The sequence below is a fragment of the Paenibacillus sp. WG02 genome (assembly GCF_055396115.1).
On the sequence record NZ_AP036016.1, the window covers coordinates 6128561 to 6154415 of the forward strand.

Genomic DNA, 25855 nt, shown 5'->3' on the forward strand with positions numbered 1-25855 from the left:
GAGAATCCATAGTAAAATCGCCACCCTTTGCGACTCTTTACGGAGTCTAAAGGATGGCGATTTTTTAATGTGTTAACGTTCTACAATAACATCAGCGTTGAAACTACGGGACGGTTCATCCCAGTTGAGTTTGACGAGCAGCCTGTCTGCACGGAACGAATAATACGAAGACAAGTATACAGAGACAGCATCAATTACTTCTTGCTGATTTAAACGATGCTGCCGACCATAAATTTGACCTTTTGCCGAGAATCCGTAACGCTCCTCAAAAGAAATCTGCACATCATGGACATTATGCGGAGCACTTCCTTCTACTCGGCCATTATTGTCTTGGGAAGCAATATACACATGAACCGCATCTAAAACGTCTTGTTCATCAAGAAAAATGTTCATTGATTAATAGCTCCTTCTTCTAAAAGATCGGACAACTGCCATGATTATAGCAATAACAGCGATGACAATAATGATATCCATCAGCATGGAGAAAAACGAGAACGACTGATTTACATAACCTCCACCCGCAGTTGGATAATAACCTCCCCAAGGATGCATCATCGATCCTAACAATGTTCCAGCAGCGAAAGCTCCTGCCATCGGCCAAATCGAGCTGCCAACGCGTGAACCAGCCGGAACAGTAGAAGAATACGTGTTGTTATTGTAATACGTACGACCCGTATTCGGATTCACGTTGCTTCCACTTGTAACATTGGAAGAAGGCCGCTGATAGCCAGTGCTATTGGAAGAATTGCTTGAACTGCTTCCTGAGTTGGACATGCTAGGAACCGTCGATTTGCTAGAGGATCCTCCGCTAAAACCGGAAGAATTCGTCGAGTTAGACGAACTTCCACTATTCGATGTACTTGGAGACGTCCTACTACTCGAGCCTCCGCTGAAATTTGAATTTGATTTAGAGCCTGTTGAGAAAGAGCCGGATCTAGAAGATGTGCTAGGCGAGCTGCCTTTCGCATCCGCTATGGATATATTAGCTGTACTCGCTAATAATAAAACAGCCGTCATTATGGCAATAAATTTGGTTTTCATTTTACAATCCACCTTTACTTTTAAGTCTTGTTCAATCGTATAACAATATATACGAGTTTGTAAATCAATAGGTTTCAGGGGTATGCGGCAGGCTTAGTTACCGACTCTCTCTTTTGTTATTATTATATGAATCGAAACTTAATTGCACCTTAAACCCGTATAAAATTGATGTTAAAAAAACGAAAGGAAAAAATTCTTTTTCTTGGATAATAGGTTTCCAGTTCTGAATCAAAAGTTTACTTTACTTTGATCCAGAAGCCTTTTAAATTTGCATATTCCTAATTGTCTATAAATCGTCGATATTATTAAATATACAACTTCCACGATCAATAAACCGCCGATAACATCGAATAATACGTGCTGTTTAACAAATAGTGTAGAAACAATAATAGTAGCTCCGACCAAATATAATAATAAACGTGCTTTCCTTTGTTTTATCTGGCTATGAAATACACCTTTCATAACCAAATAACATCCAATAACGTGAATACTTGGAAAACAATCAAAAGGCAGATCATGTTGATATACCCAAGATACTATGTTGTTTAACCAATCATGTCCGATATTCATTGGTCGTGGTACAGTAGTTTGATAATAAAAAAATATAATATTGCTTACAATCAGACAAACATTGTACGATGTTATTGTTACATAATAGGCTATTCGATCTGATATACAAAGAAAAATGAAAGATAAAAAAAGATAAGGATACCAAGCAATATAGGGTAAAATGAATATTTTAAGATAAGGGGTATTGTAATCTAAATTAGTAATAAGGGAGTGCACGGTATGTTCACTGTTATCCGTCAGGCTATAAAAAATACTTAGAATTGGAATGGTAAGTATACATAAAAAAGGAATGCTATAATACCTTGCATAATTCCAGAATTTATTCACGTATGATTTTTACTCCCTTAAAAATGTAATTAACTTACTCTATTAATGTTAGTATACTTACTCTTCCTTAATTTCACCTTAAATCAAGGGGAATATCAACTAGAATCCTCCCCTACTCCTGGTCAGTAGCGTTTCGAATGGTGTGTTAACGACGAAGGAGCTGCTGCAGCAGCTCCTTTTAGCGTTTTAAGGAAGCTGGACTATCGGAATAAGCTCTCAAACACCCAAGTATATGCAATTAATAAACTTTATTCATTTTCTTTGCGTCAAAATCTTTATGTTGTAAAATAAATAGGCCGTATTTACGCTTTAACTAATTTTAGGGAGACATGAAGAATCATGGAAATAAGGAAAGTCGTTTTGCCGAATAATGAGAATAGGGTCCGCTGGAGCTGGCTGAAAAAGACGCTATTGGCTATAGCCGCTCTTATTTTTCTATGCTCGAGTCTTCTATTCATGACACCGTGGGGATCTGATCTTCGGACAAATCTTGCCGAGATGGTCATCAATACCCAGCACCGTGAATGGGCATGGCTTTTGGTTGGCGCTGCGAAGCGCGATGATATGGTCAATAAGATGCAGAAGCAAATCGATGTTTGGGGAGTCGATAAGCAGCATGATGGTTTAATCAAGCCAGACACCCGCAAACGATCATCTGGTGAATTAATAAAGGTCGTTGACATCCAGGATGAAATTCACAAGATCCCTACTTGGCGCGGCAAAAAAATGTATGTCTACGATCCAAGAGCAATCCGCCTTGTAACAACTAGCCATAAACAAGAGGGCGAAAAAATTACGGACATGGTCAAACGGACAGGTGCGCTTGCAGGTGTTAATGGCGGAGCGTTCGATGATCCCCAAGGCTTAGGTAATGGCTTTGCACCGATTGGGTTTCTAATGTCAGGTGGCAAAGTCATTCTTACGGAATATGACGGCAGTGTCAAACAGCACGTTGTTGGATTTACAAAGAACGGAATTTTAAAAATTGGCTTATATTCCATTAATGAACTGATTAAGGATGGTGTCACCGATGCTGCCTTTTGGAAACCACGTATTATTGAAGACGGCAAGGGACTCATCACCAGCGGCGACGGCGGGGCTGGCCGCGATCCAAGGACGGCTCTTTGCCAGACAGGGAACGGAACGATCATCTTTCTGGTCATTGACGGACGCCAGCCGGGGTACAGCATGGGGGCTACACTGAAGGAAGTGCAAGACATCTTTCTATCGGAGGGCTGCATGAATGCGGGTTTTCTTGATGGGGGGGCCTCATCCGAATTAGTCGTTGACGGCAAACTGCAGACAAAGCCTGCGAGCCGTTACGGTGAGCGCCGCTTGCCTGACGGCTTCCTAGTATTTGCAGATCCAAGCCACTATAAACCAGATAACATGTGGGATGGTCTAACGAAGATCGATGCTGGAGGTGCCTACGACAATCCAGGATTCCAACAGGAGCAGGCTAATCTTCGCACGAGGGCAGCGCATAATTCCGCTCCTCCAAAGCCAACAGCAACCCACAAGCCACAAGCGGGCAATGAACTTGAGCAGAACTCAGCGACGAAACCAAAAACTACGCCACCAAGCGTGGGGGATTCCGAACTTGTTAGAAAAAGCCCAGTACCAAAGGCAAGCTCGTCACCAAGCCCTTCGTCTACAAAAGAAAGTACGACCGCGAAGCCTACTTCAGATAGCAGCAGTGTCAACGACGGGAAGACAAGCTCTGCCAACACGAGGTCTTAGAATATTAATACAAACTTCATCCAACTTCCGTTAACTTTTTTATTGACAAACGAATACTCTAAGGAGTACGATTTCAAAGGAATTGAATATGTCCTCGTTAGGTGAGGCTCCTATACAAACATAGGCCACTGCCCGGAAACATCGAAAGATGCCAATGGGTAGAACAGGAACTGCCGGATTAAGGCTTTTCATAAGGTGGCTAAGAGCAATCGCTCTTTACGTTGTATAGTGCTAAAACTGGACTAGGGGGAACCGGTTTATTTCATTGTGAACTTATGCCCCCTGGGACCAATCCCAGGGGGCTTTCATATTTATGTACAAAGGGGGGAAACTGGAAATGGACAGTAGTAGTCGAATGCGACAATTGAAAAGTTTGAAGTGTGCTTTACTACCAAGGAACAGTGTATATCATCCCTCTACCAGTATGCCCTCTGTGAATCAGAAATCAAATTCATGTCCTTATATTCAAAGGACTTGTGTAGCTGAGCTGATAAACCGATTGTAATCTGAAAAGATGGAATATTTGCGCTCTCCTCATGCAATTTTGAGGAGAGCTTTTTATTTGTAAAGGAGGTTTTCGCGATGAAATGGAACGGGTTTCTTCATACTAGCAATAAATATAAATTCGGCTTAGCTGATGTTCTGGTAATTCTCATACTCTTGTCCATTCTTTATTTAACAGCCCATCTGGGTGCGGGGATGAAAGTTCCTTTCTCCGAAAGTAATCAACCGACGATGAGCCTTGACCCGTCTATGCTTCCCTACTACGCGGGACGATCACTTCTCAGAATGTTTATTGCATTTGGAGCTTCACTTTTATTTACATTTGTTTATGGGCGAATCGCTGCTTACAACCGCATGGCTGAAAAAATCATGATACCTGCCATCGATATTTTACAGTCTGTACCGGTACTGGGTTTTCTATCTGCAACCGTTATGATGTTCATGTCCTTGTTTCCTGGGAGTCTGCTCGGTGTTGAATGTGCTTCGATTTTTGCCATTTTTACCGGTCAAGTTTGGAACATGACATTTAGCTTTTATCACTCACTTACAACGATTCCACGCCCTCTAAACGAAGCTGCAAGTATTCATCGTCTCGGCTTATGGTCTCGCTTTACCAAACTCGAAGTGCCCTTTTCCATGATCGGATTAGTTTGGAACAGTATGATGTCATTCGGCGGAGGTTGGTTCTTTCTCGCGGCAAGCGAATCGATCACCGTGTTAAATCAAGACATTCATTTGCCCGGAATCGGCTCTTACATGGCAATGGCCGCTGACCAAGGGAATGTAAAGGCTATTGTATATTCCATTATGACCATGATCATTTTGATATGTCTTGTGGACCAATTGTTTTGGCGACCACTTGTCGCTTGGGCACAGAAATTTAAAAACGAGCAATCCGAAGCTGCTGAAGTCCCAAAATCTTGGGTCTATGACATTTTAAAACGTGCCAGATTCATTCGTTATGTCAATCATAAAGTGGGATCTTTCTTTCACGACTTAAAAAGTAAATTCAAACAAAGAAGTACCTCCATTCATTTGCCTAAACCGTCATTTCTTATTTCTAGAATTGTGATCTGGATCATTTGGATCATCGTTATCGTATTCGTTGCCAAGTATGTCTATGAAGCTGTTATGGAAATCATACAACTAAGCTGGAACGAATTAGTTAGAGTTGTCGTACTCGGACTGCAAACAGCCCTACGCGTTTTCGTATCAACCATTTTCGCTGCATTATGGACGGTGCCAATAGGTGTCATGATCGGTATGAATCCTAAACTTTCAAGGATTGCTCAGCCCATTGTACAGGTCTTAGCTTCTTTTCCAGCAAATATGGCATTCCCCTTGTTTACGATTCTATACCTGAAACTTGGAGTCAGTATGAACATTGGTTCTATTCCTCTGATGATGTTGGGGACACAGTGGTACATCTTGTTTAACATTATTGCCGGAGCGATGGCTATTCCTTCCGATTTGAAAGAAGCCGCAGCTATTTTGAGACTGACCCGCCTGCAAACATGGATGAAGTTAATCTTACCCAGTGTATTTCCGTTTCTCATTACGGGATGTATCACAGCTAGTGGAGGAGCTTGGAACGCGAGTATCGTCTCCGAGCTTGTTTCTTGGAAAAATAACACTTTACAAGCGTCTGGATTGGGTTCTTTTATCGCCCAAGCAACAACAAATGGAAACTGGCCCCAAATCATTTGGGGAATTATAGTGATGTGCATAATGGTAGTACTTGTAAATCGTTTGGTTTGGCGCAAGTTATACGCGATCTCAGAAAAAAAATATCATCTGGAATAGAGGTGTAATATCATGAAAAATACATTGATACAACTTCAAAAAATCAGCAAACGTTATGATAAGCCAAACACTACAAATGTCAGTATTCTGGAAGATATACAATTGAATATTACAGAGGGTGAGTTCGTCTCCATTCTTGGGCCTTCCGGCTCTGGAAAGTCCACCCTGCTTCGGATTATTGCCGGACTTGTCCCTCCCTCTCAAGGAACAGTCTTTTATAACGGGCACGAGATCAAGGGGACGAATGCTGGAGTGGGTATGGTATTCCAATCCTTTGCACTATTTCCTTGGCTTACGGTACTTGAGAACGTAAAATTAGGACTCGAAAATAAACCATTAACAGAAGCAGAGAAAATGCGCAAAGCCCTCTCCATCATTGATATGGTTGGACTCGATGGGTTCGAAGGCGCATATCCGAAGGAACTATCAGGCGGTATGAGACAACGCGTAGGCATTGGCCGCGCTCTTGTCATGGAACCAGATATTCTGTTGATGGATGAGCCTTTCTCAGCCCTAGACGTTTTGACGGCGGAGAACCTCAAACGGGATTTACTTGAATTATGGACAGAAAAAAAGATCCCGACAAAATCGATTATTATGGTTACGCACAGTATCGAAGAAGCGGTCTATATGTCCGATCGAGCGATTGTCTTATCTCGTGATCCAGCTCGTGTTATAGCGGATATTTTGATTCCTATGCCTCATTGGCGCGATAAACAGGAGGCACAATTTACCGGGCTCGTTGATAAAATTTATTCCATATTGACCAAACGTGAAATAAAGCAGAATGAACATATCGAAGAACAAAAGAAAAAGATCGAAAAGGTTCAAGAAGTACCTGCAGGTGCATTAACAGGGTTTATTGAATTGATTGATGATCTTGGAAAAACAGTTGATTTATACAAGCTGGCCGATCAATTAAGTCTTAATTTGGAGGACTTTTTGCCAATTGTCGAAGCAGCCCAGATGCTAGGTTTTGCTCACATCCAGCACGGAGATATTGAATTAACAGAAATTGGTCGTCACTTTGCTGATGCCAGTGTTTTGAACAGAAAAGATATATTCAAAAGACAAGTGCTTCAGCATGTCCCCATGATAGAAAAGATTATTTGGATCTTGCACTCTAAATCAAACAACAAAATGGAACGAGAGTTTTTCTTGGAAATCTTCGAAAAGCATTTTGGTTTGGAAGAAGCAGGCCATCAATTAGATATTTTGATTGATTGGGGAAGGTATGCTGAATTGTTGGCTTACGATGAAAAAGCTAAAAATCTCTATATTGAGTACGAAACAGCTGCAGCGTCGGAATAAGGCTGCTATAGAAGAACGCTAATTTCGGACAATATCCGGAATTTGCGTTCTTCGCAAAATACCAAGGCCTTAATAAAAATTTCTCTGTCATTTATTCATTTAATTCACCGAATTCTCATTCATAAGATCCCCCCTTTTTTTTGCAAATATTTTTGTGACGATCATGTAAATGATAAATATCGATGGAATGTAAGCAAAAAGAAAATAAAATCCGACTTCGGAAACAAACCTTCCTAATTCATCCACCTTGATTCGATCGTTAAACTGAATAATAACAATGAAGAAGGCTATTAGGATCAATGGTAACGAAATACGGGGTTTGAGCTGCGTTATTCTTTTCATAATTCTCGTACAGCTCCATATAGAGATACAAAGCATCGGGATTATAATTATCAGCATACTAACAGCAAATATATATTCAATTCTTTCCAGGAAATCAAATTCAATAATTTTTGTTTCTACTAAAACAGGGTAAAGCGTGTGCATTAGCAGACCATGACTAAAATACATAAGAGTTGTAACTATTATTGTTGTATATTGTAGCGTAGTTATAAGTAAGCCGAAATGGGCCCATTTTGCATTTTTTTCAGGTGATTTTAGAAAAGGGAAGTAAATAAGCATAGTTTCAAATCCCATAAACATGCCGCAAGAAGTTTTAAAGGATTTGAACAAATCATGAACGGAATGATTCCATACAGGTAACAAATAAGTGAAAATTCCATATCGAATGGGAAAAATATTGAGGATAATTAATATGTAGGACATTATAACCGCGAAAAAAGCAAATCCGGTTAAAACTCTGAATCCTCCAGATACGAGATAATATATCATTATAATAAGTATGACAGCCAATACCCATGTTTTAAGAGACGGAAATACCCATATTTGAAGAATATCAATGTAAGATCGAAAGACGGACAAAGCTAACATGAAAAAATACGCTATCAAGAGTAGCGAAACAGCATTTCCCAAGAAGCTGCCGAAAATCATTCGATGCAAGTCAATCACGTCTTTAGATGGATTTCCTAGCATCTTGTAAATCATCCAAATAATAATATGAAGGCTTAGTCCCATGAAGAGAACCGATATCCAAGTATCTTGCTCCGCATCTTTAAACAATATATTTTGAATAAATCCATTTCCAGCCAGGGCATTTACTAAGAAAAATGCGAACCATCCGGAAATCAAGTAATTCTCCTTAACTCTTTGCTGCACTAATGCCAACTCCCGACTGTTGAATAACGATCTCTGTATCCACTTCAAATTTGATTTTCGGGTACGATGTATGACTAAATTCCTGCTGATTCCATTTTTTTTCCTTACTTCTGTATAGCTCTCCAAAGCCAATTGGATCGATATTGTTATTCTGAAATTTTTCTAACATCGTTGTAATCTCTTTTGAAAAATGATTTTCGATTTGTTTCTTTAGTTCAAGCAGATCGCTCTTGTCGACTGAGCTTTTATTCGGAATTTCTCTAATATCTATAATTAACTTAAGAAAAATGACAGCCCTGTCATTCTGTTGCAGCGACACTTTTCGTTCTTCGTGCAATATTTGAAAAAAAATTTTTTCCTTCTGTTTCGATGTAAATTCATAGTAGCTGGATATGGTTCTAGACTTATCTTTGAGAATTTTTAGAAAAAACGCTTCTTTGTTGGTTAACAATAAATGCAACTTATCTCCTTTAAAGACACCGACCCCCTCTAAATGGAATGCGCCTTTTTCATCTTTATTCAACATGGGAAGATACACATCTTGACCTTCTCCAAAATATTGATCAAGCAATAGATGGATATTTGTCGAAGGGATATTCCCATACTCCATGTTTTGTTTGACTAAATCTGATAAATAGTAGGGCGGATATTTTAAAGTTTCGGACAAAATCGAACTTGTCTCTTGTTTAGTTATAACTACAGCAGCGTTACTGCTTACCAAAGGATCTCGTACAAAGCTGCTAGCGAGTTCTTGTAGACCTCTTCTTGCAAACTTTTCGCTAATGACGCATGTTCGCACTTGTCCTATCACGATTGGGTCTTCAGATTGGGTAGTTAAGGCAATATGTACCCCGCCAAAAGTTTGTGATTCGGCGGTTAACACCTGTAAACGCGCTTTCTTTTCATAAGAAGAGTAAGAAGCGCTGCTCTTAAATGTTTCCCCTTGAATATCGTACCCAATGCTTTGAAGAATTTTAATCTTGTCGATAATTTGTTGTTTTGCGCATCCCGATAATAAGAAGCACAAACAGAGAGCTCCAACATGCATTTTCATTTACGAATGTTCCTTTGCAATGAATTATTCATTATTATAATCGTCTCCAATATCTTTATGCTTTTTAACCTTGTATCGTCTCTGAATGAGCGGACGTAAAAAACGACCTCGACTCCAAGTCAGACTAAAGGAATTGCGTATGATATTTTCTTTAAAATCTTTGCTACGAAAAGGGTACAATGGAACTAGATATGGGGTACCTAGAGATTTCAAGCGCAGCAGATGACCCATAAGAAACACTACGCCGATCATAACGCCTAATAACCCAAAAGCTGCCGCCAAGCCAATAAATGGAAACCTGAGAAAGCGTAACGTGTTGGCCATTTTGAAGATTGGTGTGGTAAAGGATGACAATGCGGAAATAGAAACAACAATAATTAATATATTGCTCGTTAAGCCAGCTCGTACCGCTGCCTCACCAAGAACGACGCCGCCAACGATCCCCAAGGTTTGACCGACTTTTGTCGGCAGCCTAGCTCCTGCCTCACGCACTAGCTCTACGGATAGCTCTAATAAGAGTACTTCCAAAAAAGGTATAAAAGGCACATTCGTTCTGGATTCGATAATCGGGCCTAAGAGGGCTCTTGGTACGACATTATAATGAAAGGTTATTACTGCGACATAGATTGGTGTAGCCAAGATGGAGTATGCAACTCCCAAATAACGAATAATACGCAAAAAAGAACCCAAAACCCACGGCAAATAAAAATCCTCTGGTGAATAGAAAAAATCAAACACGGTGGTGGGACCGGAAATGACATAGGGTGAACCGTTGCTAATAGTAGCCACTTGCCCTAAAAGTAGGCTAGCCTTTATCCGATCTACGCGTTCAGTTGACATAAATAAAGGGAAAGGCGTATTTGAGTTGTCGGAAATAATCTGGTCGAGAGTAGCAGAATCAAAGACCACATCAAAATCAAAATCCATAAGTCTCTGCCTTAATGTATTTACATGCTCAGGGTTGGCTATTCCATCGATATAGGCTATCACTACTCTAGTCTTGGAAAGAGACCCGCATGTGTGTTCCTCAAATATTAGTTTTTCAGAAATAATTTCTTTTCTCAATAAATTGAGATTAGTATCGATAGCTTCGACAAAAGCTGTACACGGACCGATTACGCTGTATTCATTCTCAGATATATTATTGTCACGATAGCCTTTTTGTAGATCTGCAATGTTAACTAATATACCTTCAGATAGATCGGTATCCAATTGAATATAAATGGAACCTTTTATCAAATTTAGAGAAATCTCTTCCAGGTTTGACGATAACTTCATTCCTTCGATGGGAATCAGGTTATTCAATTCATTCAAATCATTTATTTTAGCATTGGCGCGTTGGAAACATAATAGAAGATCATTGCTGATCTGTTCATGATTTACAATAGATTTATAATAAGAAAAATGAAATATTGTATGATGTATTGTAATTACAGATTGTATAAAGTCACCCGATTTGGAGGCTTCTTTTAACGCAATTTTTAGATTCTTCAATAGTGGACCACCACCTTACTAATTTTTCTTATTATGCACTCAATAAATGTAAATTATGCCATTTACTCGCCTAACGTTTCAGCTGATTCATCATTAGCGAACGGTCAATGATTTGTGAATCAGCAAAAAATAGCCTTGGCCGACTAACGGCCAAGGCTATTTGCATACGTGCGAATCGGAGCCGATCCGCGATTAGTGATCCATCATCATCGCCGGGTCCGGATTGTCCGCGCTGGCGGTTCCCTTTTCTTCCTGCTGCTTCGGTTTACGCAGAAGGAGCGACAGTGCAACACCCGCGGTCACGAGGCACGCGGACAGGAAGAACGTGTCACCGTAACCCGCGACGACGGCATTGAGCGGATTCGCATCCGCTCCCACGCTTGCGGCGTGGGAAGTAATATGCGACGTGAGATAACCCGTCAGGCCCGCGACCGCGAACGAGAGGACAACTTGCGAAGCTGCTGTTGTCAGCGGTGTGACGCGGCTCACCAGTCGGCGAGGCGCAGAGTTCAAGACATGCGTGTTGAGCGGCATCATGGTGAAGCCCATGCCGAGACCCAAGATGCAGATGCACAGAATGATAACCCACAGCGAGGTATCCACCGATATGCCGGACAAGATGAACAGGGAAATGGTTATGACGGTAAGACCGGCGAAGGCGAGCGGACGCGCGCCGATCTTATCGAACAACCTGCCGCTGATTGGCATGCCGAGTCCTGCGCATAGTGCATACGGCATCAGAATCCAGCCCGTTTCAAGCGCAGTGTAGTGCATGACGCCTTGCAGATACAGCGGCACGATCAGCATTGTGCCGAACAGCGGGAGCTGTACGATCCACGTCATGATGATGCTGCGTGTAAAATCGGACGACTTGAACACTTTCAGCTCCAGCAGCGGCTGCTTCTGTGCCAGTTCCACGAAGATGAAGAGGATGAGTGCAATGCCGCCGACGGTTAAGCCCGTGATCGTCGAAGCGGAGGACCAGCTGGTGCCGCCTTCGCTCACGCCGTACGCCAGCATGGAGAAGGCGATCGGTGCGAGGCACATGCCGATGACGTCCAGATGCGGCGCCGCATGGCGACCTACTTTCGGCAAATATTTATACCCGAGAATAAAGGCGATAATGCCGATCGGCAGATTGATAATGAAAATCCAGTGCCAGCTGACAGAATCGACCAGCCAGCCGGATAGCACCTAACCGAAAGCCGGTGCAATCAGCATTGGGACGCCGAGTACGCCCATGATGGATCCGCGGCGCTCTGGAGGCGCGAGCTTGAACACCATGGCCATCCCGATCGGGCCCACCATACCGCCTCCCAAGCCTTGAATGACGCGGTAAATAATCAGCTGTTCCGGCGATTGCGCGATGCCGCACAGCACTGAGCCGATCGTGAACAGGGCGATCGTAATCATGAAAATTTGCTTGGAGCCGAATTTATCGGCCATCCAGCCTGCAAGCGGGATTACGGCGGATAAGGCCAGCGTATAGCCGGTGACGGTCCATTGGATCGTCTTTAGGTCGGTGTCGAAGTATTCCACGAGTTTCGGAATGGCATTATTGACGACGGTGCTGTCCAGAATAACCATGATCATGCCGACAATAATCGCTATGAGCGGCGGCAGAATGGCTTTCAGCGTGAAGTCATCCCCGCCGGCTGCCATTGTTTTTGTTTGCGTAGGAATTGACATTGATCCCTGCTTTCTGCTCATCGAGCTGTGTTATATTGCTTTCTCATACAAATTCGCAGGCAACGCCTGCACGAACGGCGACCAATCGCCCGTCGTGTAAAGATGAAGCCGGTGCATGGCCCGCGTACACGCCGTATAAAGAAGCTTGCGTTCGTTGTCCCGGCCGTAAGCTTCGGGCGAAGCATCATAGACCAAGACTCCATCGAACTCGACACCCTTGGCGAGATACACGGGAATGACCATCACTCCTTTTTCAAAATTGAGCGTCTCCTTCGTAATGAGCTGCAGACCTTCGCCTCCATGAATCCGTAACGATTCATGGGCCTCCCGGCTTTCGGCAGCTGTCTTCGTAATGACGGCGATGGAATCGAAGCCCTCGGCCCTGAGCGCCGCGATGTCTGCCAGAATTTGTGCATCACGCTTCTCCCTGCCGTCTAGTCTCGTCAGAAAGGGCTTTTGGCCTCCCCTTTCAAACGGTTCAATTTCTTCTCCGCCTGGAAGCATCGATTTCGTAAATTCAACAATCTCCCTGGTTGAACGATAACTGCGCACCAGGCGGACAAGGCTTGTTTCGGCTTCGCCGAAAAGGCGGAGCAGCGGCGAATCGGCTGCGTCCAAACTTGTGGCCTGCATGAAGATCGCTTGCCCGAAATCGCCGAGTACCGTCATCCGGGCACGGGGAAACAGCTTTTTTAGATATTCATATTGAAACGGCGAATAATCTTGACCCTCATCAACGAAGACATACCGGATTTCCGTGTTCGTCCGGACGCCTTCGATCAGTTCTTTTACATACAAATACGGAGTCGCATCCTCGTGGAATAACTCGTTCCGGAGCAGCTTTTCCTTGGTTTGCCTGCATATTTCAGGCCACAGCGGTGGGATGACGGCCCCATTCGTTTTCTCCCGATAAGCGGCTCCGCCCTCAAACAATTGGCCATATATGCCTTTGACATCTACAAACGAGAATTTCTTCACACTTTTCCTTAACGGTTTAAAGCTTTCTTTCACGATCCTTCGGCGGAGCAGATCTTCCTCCCTCTGGGCGAAGTCAAAGTCGCCTTCATCTTCCCGGCGCTTGTTGTTAATTTTCTCGTGAACTTCGGCGTATTGTTCCGCAACGTCGAAAACTTCCCTGTCTTTATGCAGCATTCCGAAGACTTCCGCGTACTGCTCGGTGTCGAGATAATTCAACTCTTCCTGTACCCAAGGCGCTTCCCGTTCCATTCGTTCCAGCGAAGCCAGTTCATTCAGCAGCCATTCCTGCAAGAGAACGACACGATTGAAGAGCGGCAGGGAACGGTCATAACTGTAAAATTTCGCTCTCATTCGCTCCGCGGTAATCAAATCGCGGTCGCGAATCCGAATGCCGCCAAATCGCATGCCTTCCCGTCCCAACCACATTCCATAGTTCTGCAGGGCTTGTAGGAAAGCCTCGGAAGCTTTATACTCGATCCCCTGAAGACGAGCCTCATACCCCGGCGCTCCTTGTGCGGTCAGTACAAATTCGATCTGATCAAAGGCATCCTCCGGCCGTAACGAGGAACCTACCCAATAGTCGAGATATTCTTGAAAAGTCGTCTGCTGCATATTCTCTTCACCGAGCTCCGGAAGGACGGTGGAGATATAACTGGTAAACATCGGATTCGGTGAGAAAAGAACGATTTGATCAGCCCTGATCGTCAGCCGATGTTTGTACAGCAAGTACGCCACCCGCTGCAATGCCGCGGAAGTCTTACCGCTGCCGGCCGCCCCCTGTACGATAAGCATCCGGCTTTTGTCATTGCGGATGATGGCGTTTTGCTCCTTCTGGATGGTTGCCACGATACTCTTCATTTGCGAGTCAGCACCTTTGCCGAGCACTTGCTGCAGCAATTCGTCTCCGATCGTTTCGCTCGCGTCAAACATGTTGCGGATTTGCCCGTTTTGAATCTGAAATTGCCGTTTGAGCTCCATATTCCCTTCGATTCTTCCAGTCGGCGTGACATAAGACGCCAGGCCGGGGAGTAGTCGTAGTACAGGCTAGCGATTGGCGTACGCCAGTCATAGATCAGAAAGCTCAATCCGTCTTCGTCTACGAAAGAAGATACGCCGATATAGATCTGCTCGCTGAGGTCCAGGCCATCCTCCTGAAAGTCGATGCGTCCGAAATAAGGAGACGGGAGCAGACGTTTCATGCTTTTCCATTGCTGCGTCAACAGCTTGTGGCCGCGCTCCCGTTCGGCCAATACCGCGGACTGTTGGTTAATCGTGTAGAAAGTCTCTTCGAAATCTTCGTACGTGCTTGTGTTGATCGTAACTTCTTCCCAAAACCGCTTGCGGATGTCCGTAGCCTGATCGCGCAGTCCGGCAACCTCCGGCTCCAGTTCGGCGATTCTCGCCTGCAGTTTGTTCCTGACCCGTTCTAGCCGCTCCTGTTCCTGCCGCCAATCCTTCGCTTCCATCTCTCCTGAACACACTCCTTTTTCCATTTTTTGGGATAAAAAAGAGCATTGACAAATCAAAGTTCCAGATGTACAATTAAAGTGGGAATAAAAATGTATATATTCTTTATTTTAATTTGTCAATACCGCTACCGATTATATCATAGCGGTATTTCGTGTTCAATCTTTTTTTGTTGTTACCCCGGCAGAGCTGCTAATCGGATTGCTTGAAGAAAAGTTCTCAGGAATATTTCGTTGTTGCTAGGAAGATTTGATATGTTACTAAGGAGCCGTTTGACTAAATATTTCGCCGTCACTTATGGTATGGTTCAGCTTAACGGGTCTATCGGCGTAAAATAAAGGCACCCCGGTGGGGTGCCTTTACAGTATGATTTAAAAGTGGGGACCGACTCCCGCCTGTCTCTACCACCAAGATACAGTCAATGACAGTGTTATATTGATAATAATTATTATCGCTGCAATGGCGATTAAGAAAACTATTCTGTCCTTTTTGTTCCCCATAACTCTTTGATACACCTCCAGAAATAAAAATCTCCTAACCAACGTCCTCAGATTTAAATGTCTTCAAAGTTGGTATGAGAAATAAGAGTGACAGCACCGTCATGATCCCGACTGAAATCAACCGGAAAAAGACGTTCTCTCCCGTCTCACCTCCTCCAAACGGAGAAATTAGCAGGACACATGCAAGCACCTTCAGCAACGTGGAGCGACGGACAATGGAAAAATAACTGTAAACGATCGATCCTACAGTATGAGTCACACTGAAGACGACTAGTAAAAAAGCAAAGGTTAGCCAATGGCCGAAGGTGAACGGCTCGGCCACACTGACACGGAAAACATTTACAACTGATATGGATATCAAAGGAAGCAAGGAAGACAATACGGTTGCAAGTACACTATACATGAACATGACCACCATCTTCCCGTAGTAGAGTCGAGAACGATCAATCGGATACATGAGCATGTTTAGGATCGTTTTCTGTTCATATTCCTGCGTGAAGATTTCTCCTGAAAGGACACACAGGAAAATTTGCGTGACGAACGCTGATATAATAAAGCAGACCACAAAGATGGAGTTCCAATCATTCATGCCCGTTTCCAGCAACAAGAAGATGGGAACCATCAGACCGGCACATACCAACGAGGATCCAATAATACCGAATATTCGGCCTCGATGTTTAAGCTTCATGAGTTCGCATTGAATGATAACTCCCATGCTATTTCGACTCCTCTGCATGATGGTTGGTTCTGTGCACTAGCGACAAGAAGTAATCCTCCAGCGTATCTTGCTTAAGCACCATGGACCGTACCTCTACCCCTTCGCTTGAGAGCCATCCATTTATTTTCCCACCTTCATCCAAATGTTCATAGAGGCGAATCGTATGAGCATCCACGATTGTGAAATTAGACAGACCAAGCTTATCGTGCAGGAGAAAAGCAGCTTTTTGTCCGTCATTCACCATAAATTCGATGCTTTGCCGGTTCATTTCAGAAATCGCTTGATAGGAAAGTTCGGTCAACATCTTCCCTCGATGAATAATCCCGACCGTCGCTGCCATGTGCTCCAATTCGCTTAAGACATGGCTGGAAATGACGACCGTTAGCCCTCTTTGTTTGGACAAATCGATAAGTAAACTGCGTATTTCTTTGATGCCCGCTGGATCAAGGCCGTTAATCGGTTCGTCCAGCAGCAACAGAGAGGGGCGTGTAAGGATCGCCCGAGCCAACCCCAGCCGTTGCTTCATGCCCAAGGAGAACGTAGAGACCGGATTGTTACTGCTAAGAGACAAATCGACCTCCTTCAATACCTGATCAATACAGCCTTTCTCCTCATACCCGCTGAGTTTTTGATGAATTTCCAAATTTCTACGAGCAGACAGTCTGTCATAGAAGCGTGGATATTCGATAATGCAGCCAACATTCTGTAGATATTCGTAAGATTGAGGCTTGATCGTCTTCGCAAACACTTCAATACTGCCTGCTGTCGGTTTCCATAGATTGGCGATCATCTTGAGCGTACTTGTTTTGCCTGAACCGTTGCCGCCTAAAAAAGCGTATATTTCCCCGGCTTTCACATTCATATTGAGATTGTCCACAATCGTATTTCCGCCGATGCGCTTACTCAGGTCGTGAGTTTGTATAGCGTATGTCATACCTCAGCTCCTTTCGTGTTTCACACCTCTAAATTATAAAAGACAGATCTGTAAAAGCTCTGTCTTCAATCATACATATTTCTTACTTTCGCAAGTAAAAGCGGAAACTGGTCTTCTCAAAGGGAAGACTATGCGCCTCTATTACTCCCCCCATTTTTTCCACCAAAACCTTTACGATAGCGAGGCCTAATCCACTTCCCTCCAAATCTTTACTGCGCGATTCTTCCAGGGTATACAAGCGTTCGAAGATCCGCTGGATTTTCGAATGCGGGATCCCTTTTCCGTTATCCCAGATCTCGATGTACACCTTATCATGCTGGTCGTTTACGTTAAAACCAATGGTATCTCCGTCTGCACCATATTTGATGGCATTGCTAATCAAATTGCTAAGAATACGGCTGAGAGCTTCCCGATTCGTTAGAGCATAACAGTCTTCTCCGGGGATGCTGATGTCAACATTGCGATTCATTTCGGTAATCATATCGTGGTAGGTCAATATGTTCTCTCGTAAAATCTCCGATACATTGTGCCTTGAAAGTTGTATGTGCACATCCCCTGATTCCAGCTTCGATAGGGAGAAAAAATCATTCATCATGTCGATGATTTCTTTCGTTTTGTTTTCTACTTTGTTCAGATAGGCTTTTGCCTGATCGGTGTTCATATCGGGGTTGGCATTCAGCGCATTCACATATCCAAGAATGATCGTCATAGGTGTACGTAGATCATGTGACACGTTGGATAACATTTTTCCCATCTCATCGCGTGTTTGCGCATCACGAATACGGTAGTTCTCGTGTTCTTTCAGAAGTTGATTAATATTTTCAATCAATCGACGGCTGCTCGGATCTGTTGTCAACAATCGGACCCTTGCATTCACCGCGTCTTGCGAGTAATTTTCAAGCGATAATGCAATTTGAGAAATATGCTTGTTCTTGAGCCTTAACTGAATAAGGGCATAGATGAGAATAAGCAGCAAGACAACGCATAAAACAGAAAGAGGAAGCATAAACCTCATGCTTGATCTCCCAGTTTATAGCCGATTCCCCAGACAGTCTTAATGATTCTCGGCTCGGCAGGGTTATCTTCAATCTTGTCGCGAAGGCGGCTGATATGCACCATTACCGTGTTGTCGTCCCCGACAAAATCCTCCTGCCATACGCTCGAATAAATTTGCGCTTTCGTAAATACTTTTTTGGGATGGGTGAAAAATAGCCTGAGGATCTCGAACTCTTTGATCGTAAGATTGATCTTCCGATTCGACTTGACCAGTGAGTAGTCCTCCATGTTTAATTCCAGCTGACCGAAACGTATCACCGTTTCTTCGGGCGTTGAACGAGAATAACTAGCCCTTCGAAGCAGAGCGTGTATTCGTGCGTTCAACTCACCCATCGAGAACGGTTTTGTTATGTAGTCGTCCGCCCCTAATTCGAGTCCGAGAATCTTATCTGTCTCCGTATCCTTAGCTGATATGATGAGCAATGGCACCAAGCAATGCTCTCTAATATGGGCCATAACTTTCTTGCCGCTTAACTTGGGCAACATCAAATCTAATAAAATGAGATCAAAGTTATGCTTACTGAAGATGGACAAAGCTTCTTCGCCATCGGCTGCTTCGACAACATCAAAATTATCCGTCTTTAAATGATTGACGATCATCTCACGGATCTCTTTTTCATCCTCTACTACCAAAATTGTAGGCATATCTATACCTCCTCATTCACCTAGGCAATTTAGCCCCACAGAGTAAATAGCCTGATTCTATTAAAGGAAACATGTGTAGTTTCGTGTATATGTTTACCATTAATGCACAAAGTCTCCCAATAACTTTTTTCGCCGTCATTTGTGGTACGGTTCCCCTTACACAATATAACGGCTAAATTTAAAGAGGATGAAGCAGTGATTAAACTGCCCGATCCTCTTTAGTCGTGCAATAATTAAATTAAAAAGAAGACCGTAATCTTACGCTTGTCATTGGCGTAATTCTATTCCCTACCTCATTCTGAATGTCCTGATATGCATTAACTTGACCAGATGGATCTTCGACTTTAATAGCGAGGGCATAATTTATATTGAGTGAGGCAGACACATCCCATCTGCTGTAAAGTTGGAGCCAGATTTGCCAATCCCCTGGATTAAATGAATTCGTAATTTATATCAAACTATACTTTTGCCATGTTCACTGTAACCTTCGGAATATTGAATCCGCTAATCTTGTACCTGTAGACACTAATTTAGAAAGCCGTGTGATCAATTCCCCCCCATATTTCCTCAAATAAAGTTCTGACTTGTATTTCACAAATAATGCTACTTTCCTCTTTAGGCTTAACTAAGTAGTGAACACTAGTATAATAACTCTCTTTTTGTTGACAATCTATTTCAAATCCCTTAAAAAAACTACTGATGCTCTGGAATAAATAATCCATCTCTTTCATCATCCCAAGCTACAGCACTAATTTTCCAACCGTCTTGCGTCTTAATAAATTGAATAGTCTTCATACCTTTGGCTTCAAACGCCACTCCTGATAGTACTCCTGATTTTTGATAAAGACTGAAGCGATGAGCGATATTACCGAATATTTCAGTTCTCTCAGATATTTCTTCTTCCTTAAAGTCAATAAGAAGCCCTTCATTTAACAGTTTCTCACGAGGCTCAATAAATTGTTCAAGATTGTAAATTTCAGGAGTTGAACCAGTATTTTTAATTATCATTCCTTTTGGAATAAATAACTGATGTAATCCACTGACATTTGGTTTGAGTCCTTCTTTATTGGTAAATGAATTGAAGAACAGCGCTGTTAATTTATCAATATTGTCTTTATCCATTTTCTTTTTCCCCTTTCAATAAAAAGCTTATCTACTGTCGGAAGGAACGCAAATCCAATATCCACATCTTCTAAGGAATCTCTTTTTATGAGACCACAGATCCCAATCGGGCCCCCCCCCCTCCTTCATCTCCGTTAAGTACAGACCGAAGCCCATTCTGGTATACATTTCAACAGGTCCTTTCAATATATAATCGCGTGCGTCTTCAAGGGTTCTCACACCTTTATCGCCAATAAACCGCAACCAAGAGGGATCCTTATGCTTGATTTCACACGATTACCTATTAAGCTGCTGCTTATTGTTTCATTTTAGGGTCGAGCACATCGCGCAAACCGTCGCCAATCAAGTTGAAGCCGAGCACCCTGAGCTTAATGAACAAACCTGGGGATAATACCCTCCACGGAGCGTTCGCAATAAACTGGCGCGAGTCGGACAACATTTTGCCCCATTCCGATTTGGGCTGCTGTGCTCCCAACCCAGAAACCCTAAAGCTGCCGTTTCGATGAAGGCTGTTGCGATGCCAAGCGTTCCTTAGAATTTCAATCCTTCAAGCGGCAGTACCGACACACAGACAACAAACTTTTCCGAAATGAAAACAAGCTTTTAGCGAATTATAACCGTCGTAATGCCTTAGGGTAATTCGTCAATACCTCTACAGAGCCGTCTTCCTTAATGAAAATATCATCTTCGATGCGAACGCCGCCAATGGATGGCACGTAAACGCCAGGTTCAATAGTAAACAGCATGCCAGGCTCGATTATCATCTCATTCTGTCCGTGAATAGAGGGCGGTTCATGACCTTCCAAGCCAAAACCGTGACCTACGCGATGTGTAAAGTAGGGTCCATACCCTTGCGATGAAATGGCGCTTCTCGCGGCACGATCCAGGGCACCGAATGGGGTGCCTACATTGATTGCCCCAATGGCTTGAAGATTGGCTGCAAGCACAGTTTCGTATATGTGTTCCTGCGCTTTTGTTCCTTCCCCCATAATAAAAGTGCGCGAAATGTCCGAACAAAATCCTTCGACGTGAACTCCGATATCAATTAAAATAAAATCATTTTGCCGGAAGGGGGTACTGCCCGGCTTGCCATGAGGAAGCGCAGAATTAGTTCCAGCGAGTACGATAGAATCGAAGGCGAGCTTTTCGCCTCCCAAGCATTTCATTTGATATTCCAGTTCAGCGACCAGTTCCAATTCGGTCATGCCGATAACTGCCTTTTGAGTCGCATATTCTATCGCTTTTTGCACCACATCGACAGCTAGTCGAACTTTCGCTGCTTCATTTTCGCTTTTTTTCAATCTTAGCGACATGATAAGATCTTCGAGCGAGATAAAACCAGCTTTCGGAAATGTACCCTGCAATTGTTCAAATCTGACCATTTGGATATCATTCTTTTCCACACCAAACCAAGCGACGTTATTTCCGATATTTTGCTCCAGAACAACCATGGGATCATCGATATCGGATATAGGTACAAGATGTTGAACAGAGCTGTGCAGCCTCGCCGCATCCAAATCCAGACTGGGTACAAACAACCAATCACAACCTGAACGATCGACCGCAAGCGCCAAAAAACGTTCGTGGGGATTGCAAGAAAATCCGGTGAAATAATACACGTTGACAGGCGACGTTATCAAAGCTGTGTCGATCTTTTTTTGTTCCATGTAAGCGATGAGTTGCTTGCGTCTAAGATCGTATAATGAGATCATTTGCTGCTAATACCTCCCGTAAGGTTTTAAAATAAATGACAGGCAATCCAGTGGTCGCTCTGAATTTCTTTCCATTCTGGTTCCATGATGCTGCACTGTTCCATTACTTTAGGACAGCGCGTCCGAAATCTACATCCGCTCGGCAAATTGGACGGGCTCGGCAAATCCCCTTCCAGCACGATCCTCTCCCTTTTGACAGTCGGATCGGGAATAGGAATGGCCGAAAGCAGGGCCTGCGTATACGGGTGCAGCGGCTTTTTATAGAGCTCAATACTTCCCGCAAGCTCGACCATTTTACCTAAATACATGACGCCAATCCGATTGGAAATATGCTGGACCATTGACAAATCGTGCGCGATGAACAGAAACGTCAATCCGCGTTTATGCTGTAAATCTTCAAGCAAATTGACGATTTGTGCTTGAATGGATACATCCAGCGCCGAAATCGGTTCATCTGCGATAATAAACTGCGGATCGACCGCAAGCGCTCGAGCGATCCCGATGCGTTGGCGCTGCCCGCCGCTGAATTCATGCGGATATCGGTCGGCATGTTCAGGTCGAAGTCCGACAAGCTGCAGAAGCTCGCGAACCCGTTCAGCTCTATCTTTGCCGCTTAAATCCTGGACTTTCATTCCTTCGGCAATAATAGAGCGGACATTCATGCGGGGATTCAGGCTGGCATGAGGATCCTGAAAGATCATCTGGACATCGCTGTTAAACTGCTTGCTTTCTTTTCGTGAAAGCTGATGGACATTTTTCCCCTTAAACCGGACCTCGCCCCCCGTGCTCTCATACAGTCGAACGATCGTCCGCCCCAAGGTTGATTTACCGCAGCCGCTCTCTCCGACAAGCCCGAATGTTTCCCCTTTCCGAATAGCAAAGGATACGCCATCTACAGCTTTTAGATTCGTTCCAGCTTTTTGAGCGAAATATTTCTTCAAATTATTAACTTCAACAAGGATTTCAGACATTAGGCTTGCCTCCCGACTGCTATGAGTTCCTTGAATTTAGGGGCACGCTCATCATGCAGCCAGCACGCTGCGTGATGGCCGTTACCGAAATATCTGACAACAGGCGCCTGCTCCGCACAGATCTCCATTGCATAATCGCAGCGCTCCGCAAACGGGCAGCCCTTCGGCGGATTGAACAGATCGGGAGGGGTTCCTTCGATTGGAACCAACCGCTTCTTCTGTTCGCCATCCAGATGCGGCATCGACTTCATCAGTCCCCATGTATAAGGATGTTTAGGCTCCGTAAACAGATCATGCGTAGTCCCAGATTCCACCACGGTGCCGGCATACATGACTACTGCCCTGTGAGCGATTTCCGCAACAACCCCCAAATCATGGGTAATCAAAATAATAGAAAGCTTCGTTTGTTCCTGTAATTCCTTCATCAAATCAAGGATTTGCGCTTGCACCGTCACATCCAAAGCCGTTGTTGGCTCATCGGCGATGACCAGTTTCGGATTGCACGCCAGCGCGATCGCAATCACGACACGCTGCCGCATGCCGCCGCTAAACTCGTGCGGGTACTGATCCACCCGTTTCTGCGGATCCGATATTCCCACTTTATTGAGCAGTTCTATTGCTTTCTTGCGGGCTTCCTTTTTGGATAATCCGTGGTAATAAACCAGCCCTTCCGTGAACTGCCGGCCTATTTTCATCGTCGGATTTAGCGCTGTCATCGGATCTTGGAATATCATTCCCATTTCAGAGCCCCGCATCTTCAGCAATTCCTTTTTAGAGAGTCGAGTGATGTCTTGGCCGTTAAATCGAATCTGGCCGTCAACCAATCTACCCGGAGGGCTTGGAATCAAACCCATAATTGAAAGAGCGGTCACGCTTTTCCCACAGCCGCTCTCGCCTACGATAGCAACCGTTTCACCGTGATCGACATGAAACGAAACGCCGCGCACCGCTTTCACTTCTCCACCATGCGTTTTGAAATTAACCTTCAAGTTTGTTACTTCTAATATATGTTCCATCACTCTTCCCCCTAATCGCTAAGACCTGGATCCAACGCATCCTGCAAACCGTCTCCAAATACGTTGAAAGCAAACATAGTCAGCGATATCATAAGTCCCGGAAAAAAGAGGCGCCACCAATCTCCGGTTAGGATGACACCCAAAGCGTCGTTCGTCATCGTTCCCCAACTCGCAATAGGTGCTTGAACTCCCAGACCCAAAAAGCTTAAAAATGCTTCCGAAAAAATCGCTGCAGGAACCGTAAAGGTCAGAGTCACAATAATAATCCCGCTCGTATTGGGAATCAAATGTCTCCATATAATTCGTGCGGATGAAACCCCTAATACTTGCGACGCGAGGATATATTCTTGTGAGCGAAGCTGCATAATTTGGCCGCGAACGAGCCGGGCCATGCCTACCCATCCAGTAACAGTTAAGGCCGTGATGATCGTCCAAATTCCAGGCTTCATAATCACCATCAGCAAAATAACGACCAATAAATAGGGCAAACCGCTCAAGATTTCAATCACGCGCATGATGACATTATCGATCCGTTCACCTCGTTTACCGCGTCCTGCCGTAAAACCGGCAATCCCGCCGAGGGTTACACCGATGACTAAGTCGATGAGCGCGGCTACCACTCCAATCGTCAGAGAAATGCGGGCGCCGTACCAAGTTCTTGCAAACACGTCTCGGCCCAAATCGTCTGTGCCAAACCAATGGTCTTTCGAGATGGTCTGGTTAGCCTCGAGCAAACTTTGATCGGAAAAGCTATATCGTGCAATATACGGACCGATGATCGCCATGATGAGAATCATCACAATGATCGTGAATCCAACCATGGCCAGTTTGTTCTTAAATAATTTGCGTAAGGTTAATTGCCCATACGTGAGGCTCGGACGAGTGGAAGCGTTCTCGAATATCTGCTTGTTAAGCGGGCGAAACGATGTATCCAATTTCGATTCTGCAATCATTTTTTCTATTCCTCCTTGACGGTCAATTTGATGCGCGGATCGATCAAGGTATACGCGATATCAATTATCAACACAGCCAAAATTAGAATCGTGCTATAAAAAATGGTCGTTCCTAGAATGACCGGATAATCACGGTTAAAGATACCCTCAACGAAATACTTGCCGACTCCCGGAATGGCAAAAACTTTTTCCACCACAAACGTTCCGGTAATCAGCGCCGCCATCAGCGGACCGAGAAAGGTAATAACGGGCAAAATAGCATTCCGTATGCCATGCCTAATAACGATCAAATGCATGGGAATACCTTTCGCTTCCGCCGTACGTATGTAATTCTGTCTCATTACATTGATCATATTGGTACGCATATACCGCGCTACAATAGCCAGCGGACCAAACGATAGCGCGAGGGAAGGGAGTACAGTGTGCATCCATGTTCCCCAAGTAGCTACTGGGAAAATCGGCGTTTTGATGGCAAGGTAGTTGATAAGAAGAGGAGCCATTAGGAAGCTCGGAATTGAAATGCCGGCAATCGCTAGAATTGTCATCACATAATCCGGTATACGATTGCGATTAAGCGCCGCAACAATACCAAAGAAAATTCCGAAAACAAGGGATATGCACATCGCTTGGATGCCTAGCAAAGCCGATGCCCGAAATCCGTCACCAATCATACTGTTTACGCTGCGCATGTCGCTTTTTATCGATTGACCAAGATCAAGTGTCACTAAATTTTTCAAATAATAAAAATATTGCACCGGATAGGGATCATTCAAATGATATTTGGCACGCAAGTTCTCCAAAACCTGTTTGGGCAATTTGCCGGACTCCGCCGAAAACGGATCGCCAGGTATGAGATGCATGAGGACAAACGTCAATGTAACGATGATCCACAGTGTGAGAATCATCATCAAAATACGTTTTAACAGGTATCTCGACACCGGTTTACCTCCTTTTTCATCACATCGGTATTAGATCTGGATAAGAAAGAAAAGGGTATTGAGATACCCTTTTCTAATTGTTGTTGTAAGCATTTTT

General features: G+C 43.9%; 21 protein-coding genes, 4 pseudogenes and 1 riboswitch. Of the genes and pseudogenes, 4 read left to right on the plus strand and 21 right to left on the minus strand.

Features of this window, described 5'->3' with window-relative positions:
- Window positions 1-72: 72 nt before the first annotated feature.
- Both ACBP55_RS27725 and ACBP55_RS27730 read right to left on the minus strand, forming a co-directional pair.
- Window positions 73-393 (minus strand): DUF2653 family protein, encoded by a 321-nt coding sequence (locus ACBP55_RS27725; protein WP_173185627.1) that lies wholly within the window; start codon window positions 391-393, stop codon window positions 73-75.
- 3 nt (window positions 394-396) lie between these two features.
- Window positions 397-687 carry a hypothetical protein gene (locus ACBP55_RS27730; RefSeq protein WP_464646206.1) on the minus strand — a complete coding sequence of 97 codons (291 nt, stop codon included), beginning with the start codon at window positions 685-687 and terminating at the stop codon, window positions 397-399.
- 43 nt (window positions 688-730) lie between these two features.
- On the opposite strand from ACBP55_RS27730, the gene ACBP55_RS27735 reads away from it, so the two are divergent.
- Window positions 731-1084, plus strand: coding sequence for a hypothetical protein (locus ACBP55_RS27735; protein WP_464646208.1), 354 nt, complete (start codon window positions 731-733; stop codon window positions 1082-1084).
- A gap of 185 nt (window positions 1085-1269) precedes the next feature.
- Here the strand turns inward: ACBP55_RS27735 and ACBP55_RS27740 are convergent, their stop codons facing one another.
- Window positions 1270-1938: a phosphatase PAP2 family protein gene (locus ACBP55_RS27740; protein ID WP_464646210.1), complete on the minus strand. Its 669-nt coding sequence runs from the start codon at window positions 1936-1938 to the stop codon at window positions 1270-1272.
- A gap of 339 nt (window positions 1939-2277) precedes the next feature.
- On the opposite strand from ACBP55_RS27740, the gene ACBP55_RS27745 reads away from it, so the two are divergent.
- The 3 genes from ACBP55_RS27745 to ACBP55_RS27755 all read left to right on the plus strand — a co-directional run bounded on the left by ACBP55_RS27745 (window position 2278) and on the right by ACBP55_RS27755 (window position 7296).
- A complete protein-coding gene (locus ACBP55_RS27745; protein WP_464646211.1) occupies window positions 2278-3678 on the plus strand; it encodes a phosphodiester glycosidase family protein in 1401 nt (466 codons plus the stop codon).
- 86 nt (window positions 3679-3764) lie between these two features.
- Window positions 3765-3935: riboswitch (M-box (ykoK) riboswitch) on the plus strand.
- Window positions 3936-4260: 325 nt separating this feature from the next.
- The gene (locus ACBP55_RS27750) at window positions 4261-5985 is read left to right on the plus strand and encodes an ABC transporter permease (protein WP_464646213.1); all 1725 of its coding nucleotides are present in this window, start codon (window positions 4261-4263) and stop codon (window positions 5983-5985) included.
- 12 nt (window positions 5986-5997) lie between these two features.
- The gene (locus ACBP55_RS27755) at window positions 5998-7296 is read left to right on the plus strand and encodes an ABC transporter ATP-binding protein (protein WP_464646215.1); all 1299 of its coding nucleotides are present in this window, start codon (window positions 5998-6000) and stop codon (window positions 7294-7296) included.
- A 99-nt stretch (window positions 7297-7395) separates the two neighbouring features.
- Here ACBP55_RS27755 and ACBP55_RS27760 read toward each other — a convergent pair whose 3' ends face one another.
- From ACBP55_RS27760 to ACBP55_RS27845, 18 genes and pseudogenes are all read right to left on the minus strand, one after another.
- Window positions 7396-8511: a GerAB/ArcD/ProY family transporter gene (locus ACBP55_RS27760; protein ID WP_464646217.1), complete on the minus strand. Its 1116-nt coding sequence runs from the start codon at window positions 8509-8511 to the stop codon at window positions 7396-7398.
- Window positions 8495-9565: a Ger(x)C family spore germination protein gene (locus ACBP55_RS27765; RefSeq protein ID WP_464646219.1), complete on the minus strand. Its 1071-nt coding sequence runs from the start codon at window positions 9563-9565 to the stop codon at window positions 8495-8497. Before ACBP55_RS27765 ends, ACBP55_RS27760 begins: the two co-directional genes overlap by 17 nt.
- A gap of 24 nt (window positions 9566-9589) precedes the next feature.
- Window positions 9590-11059: a spore germination protein gene (locus ACBP55_RS27770; RefSeq protein ID WP_464646221.1), complete on the minus strand. Its 1470-nt coding sequence runs from the start codon at window positions 11057-11059 to the stop codon at window positions 9590-9592.
- 192 nt (window positions 11060-11251) lie between these two features.
- Window positions 11252-12748, minus strand: a pseudogene (locus ACBP55_RS27775) (MDR family MFS transporter).
- A gap of 30 nt (window positions 12749-12778) precedes the next feature.
- Window positions 12779-15192: pseudogene (gene helD, locus ACBP55_RS27780) on the minus strand (RNA polymerase recycling motor HelD).
- Between the two features lie 535 nt (window positions 15193-15727).
- Entirely contained in the window at window positions 15728-16408 is a 681-nt protein-coding gene (locus ACBP55_RS27785; RefSeq protein ID WP_464646223.1) for an ABC transporter permease, read from the minus strand.
- Between the two features lies 1 nt (window position 16409).
- Window positions 16410-17345, minus strand: a complete 936-nt coding sequence (locus tag ACBP55_RS27790) for an ATP-binding cassette domain-containing protein (protein WP_464646225.1) — start codon at window positions 17343-17345, stop codon at window positions 16410-16412.
- A gap of 82 nt (window positions 17346-17427) precedes the next feature.
- Window positions 17428-18360 carry a sensor histidine kinase gene (locus ACBP55_RS27795; RefSeq protein WP_464646227.1) on the minus strand — a complete coding sequence of 311 codons (933 nt, stop codon included), beginning with the start codon at window positions 18358-18360 and terminating at the stop codon, window positions 17428-17430.
- The gene (locus ACBP55_RS27800) at window positions 18357-19046 is read right to left on the minus strand and encodes a response regulator transcription factor (protein WP_464646229.1); all 690 of its coding nucleotides are present in this window, start codon (window positions 19044-19046) and stop codon (window positions 18357-18359) included. The genes ACBP55_RS27795 and ACBP55_RS27800 overlap by 4 nt, the downstream gene beginning before the upstream one ends.
- 530 nt (window positions 19047-19576) lie before the next feature.
- A complete protein-coding gene (locus ACBP55_RS27805; RefSeq protein ID WP_464646231.1) occupies window positions 19577-19780 on the minus strand; it encodes a hypothetical protein in 204 nt (67 codons plus the stop codon).
- Window positions 19740-20168, minus strand: a complete 429-nt coding sequence (locus ACBP55_RS27810) for a hypothetical protein (protein ID WP_464646233.1) — start codon at window positions 20166-20168, stop codon at window positions 19740-19742. Before ACBP55_RS27810 ends, ACBP55_RS27805 begins: the two co-directional genes overlap by 41 nt.
- 41 nt (window positions 20169-20209) lie before the next feature.
- Window positions 20210-20435, minus strand: a pseudogene (locus ACBP55_RS27815) (GNAT family N-acetyltransferase); the annotation flags it as partial.
- Between the two features lie 28 nt (window positions 20436-20463).
- Window positions 20464-20696: pseudogene (locus tag ACBP55_RS27820) on the minus strand (ABC transporter permease); the annotation flags it as partial.
- Between the two features lie 83 nt (window positions 20697-20779).
- Window positions 20780-21880, minus strand: coding sequence for a M24 family metallopeptidase (locus tag ACBP55_RS27825; protein ID WP_464646235.1), 1101 nt, complete (start codon window positions 21878-21880; stop codon window positions 20780-20782).
- A gap of 26 nt (window positions 21881-21906) precedes the next feature.
- A complete protein-coding gene (locus ACBP55_RS27830) occupies window positions 21907-22851 on the minus strand; it encodes an ABC transporter ATP-binding protein (RefSeq protein WP_464646237.1) in 945 nt (314 codons plus the stop codon).
- A complete protein-coding gene (locus ACBP55_RS27835) occupies window positions 22851-23867 on the minus strand; it encodes an ABC transporter ATP-binding protein (protein WP_464646239.1) in 1017 nt (338 codons plus the stop codon). The genes ACBP55_RS27830 and ACBP55_RS27835 overlap by 1 nt, the downstream gene beginning before the upstream one ends.
- A gap of 11 nt (window positions 23868-23878) precedes the next feature.
- The gene (locus tag ACBP55_RS27840; protein ID WP_464646241.1) at window positions 23879-24820 is read right to left on the minus strand and encodes an ABC transporter permease; all 942 of its coding nucleotides are present in this window, start codon (window positions 24818-24820) and stop codon (window positions 23879-23881) included.
- Between the two features lie 5 nt (window positions 24821-24825).
- A complete protein-coding gene (locus ACBP55_RS27845; protein ID WP_464646243.1) occupies window positions 24826-25758 on the minus strand; it encodes an ABC transporter permease in 933 nt (310 codons plus the stop codon).
- Between the last annotated feature and the right edge of the window lie 97 nt (window positions 25759-25855).

Excerpts from the sequence above, each read along its gene's own strand:
- ACBP55_RS27725 (WP_173185627.1), bottom strand. The coding sequence starts at position 393 with ATGAACATTTTTCTTGATGAACAAGACGTTTTAGATGCGGTTCATGTG.
- ACBP55_RS27745 (WP_464646211.1), top strand. The coding sequence starts at position 2,278 with ATGGAAATAAGGAAAGTCGTTTTGCCGAATAATGAGAATAGGGTCCGC.
- ACBP55_RS27750 (WP_464646213.1), top strand. The coding sequence starts at position 4,261 with ATGAAATGGAACGGGTTTCTTCATACTAGCAATAAATATAAATTCGGC.
- ACBP55_RS27755 (WP_464646215.1), top strand. The coding sequence starts at position 5,998 with ATGAAAAATACATTGATACAACTTCAAAAAATCAGCAAACGTTATGAT.
- ACBP55_RS27765 (WP_464646219.1), bottom strand. The coding sequence starts at position 9,565 with ATGAAAATGCATGTTGGAGCTCTCTGTTTGTGCTTCTTATTATCGGGA.
- ACBP55_RS27785 (WP_464646223.1), bottom strand. The coding sequence starts at position 16,408 with ATGGGAGTTATCATTCAATGCGAACTCATGAAGCTTAAACATCGAGGC.
- ACBP55_RS27790 (WP_464646225.1), bottom strand. The coding sequence starts at position 17,345 with ATGACATACGCTATACAAACTCACGACCTGAGTAAGCGCATCGGCGGA.
- ACBP55_RS27795 (WP_464646227.1), bottom strand. The coding sequence starts at position 18,360 with ATGAGGTTTATGCTTCCTCTTTCTGTTTTATGCGTTGTCTTGCTGCTT.
- ACBP55_RS27800 (WP_464646229.1), bottom strand. The coding sequence starts at position 19,046 with ATGCCTACAATTTTGGTAGTAGAGGATGAAAAAGAGATCCGTGAGATG.
- ACBP55_RS27805 (WP_464646231.1), bottom strand. The coding sequence starts at position 19,780 with ATGATGAAAGAGATGGATTATTTATTCCAGAGCATCAGTAGTTTTTTT.
- ACBP55_RS27810 (WP_464646233.1), bottom strand. The coding sequence starts at position 20,168 with ATGGATAAAGACAATATTGATAAATTAACAGCGCTGTTCTTCAATTCA.
- ACBP55_RS27825 (WP_464646235.1), bottom strand. The coding sequence starts at position 21,880 with ATGATCTCATTATACGATCTTAGACGCAAGCAACTCATCGCTTACATG.
- ACBP55_RS27830 (WP_464646237.1), bottom strand. The coding sequence starts at position 22,851 with ATGTCTGAAATCCTTGTTGAAGTTAATAATTTGAAGAAATATTTCGCT.
- ACBP55_RS27835 (WP_464646239.1), bottom strand. The coding sequence starts at position 23,867 with ATGGAACATATATTAGAAGTAACAAACTTGAAGGTTAATTTCAAAACG.
- ACBP55_RS27840 (WP_464646241.1), bottom strand. The coding sequence starts at position 24,820 with ATGATTGCAGAATCGAAATTGGATACATCGTTTCGCCCGCTTAACAAG.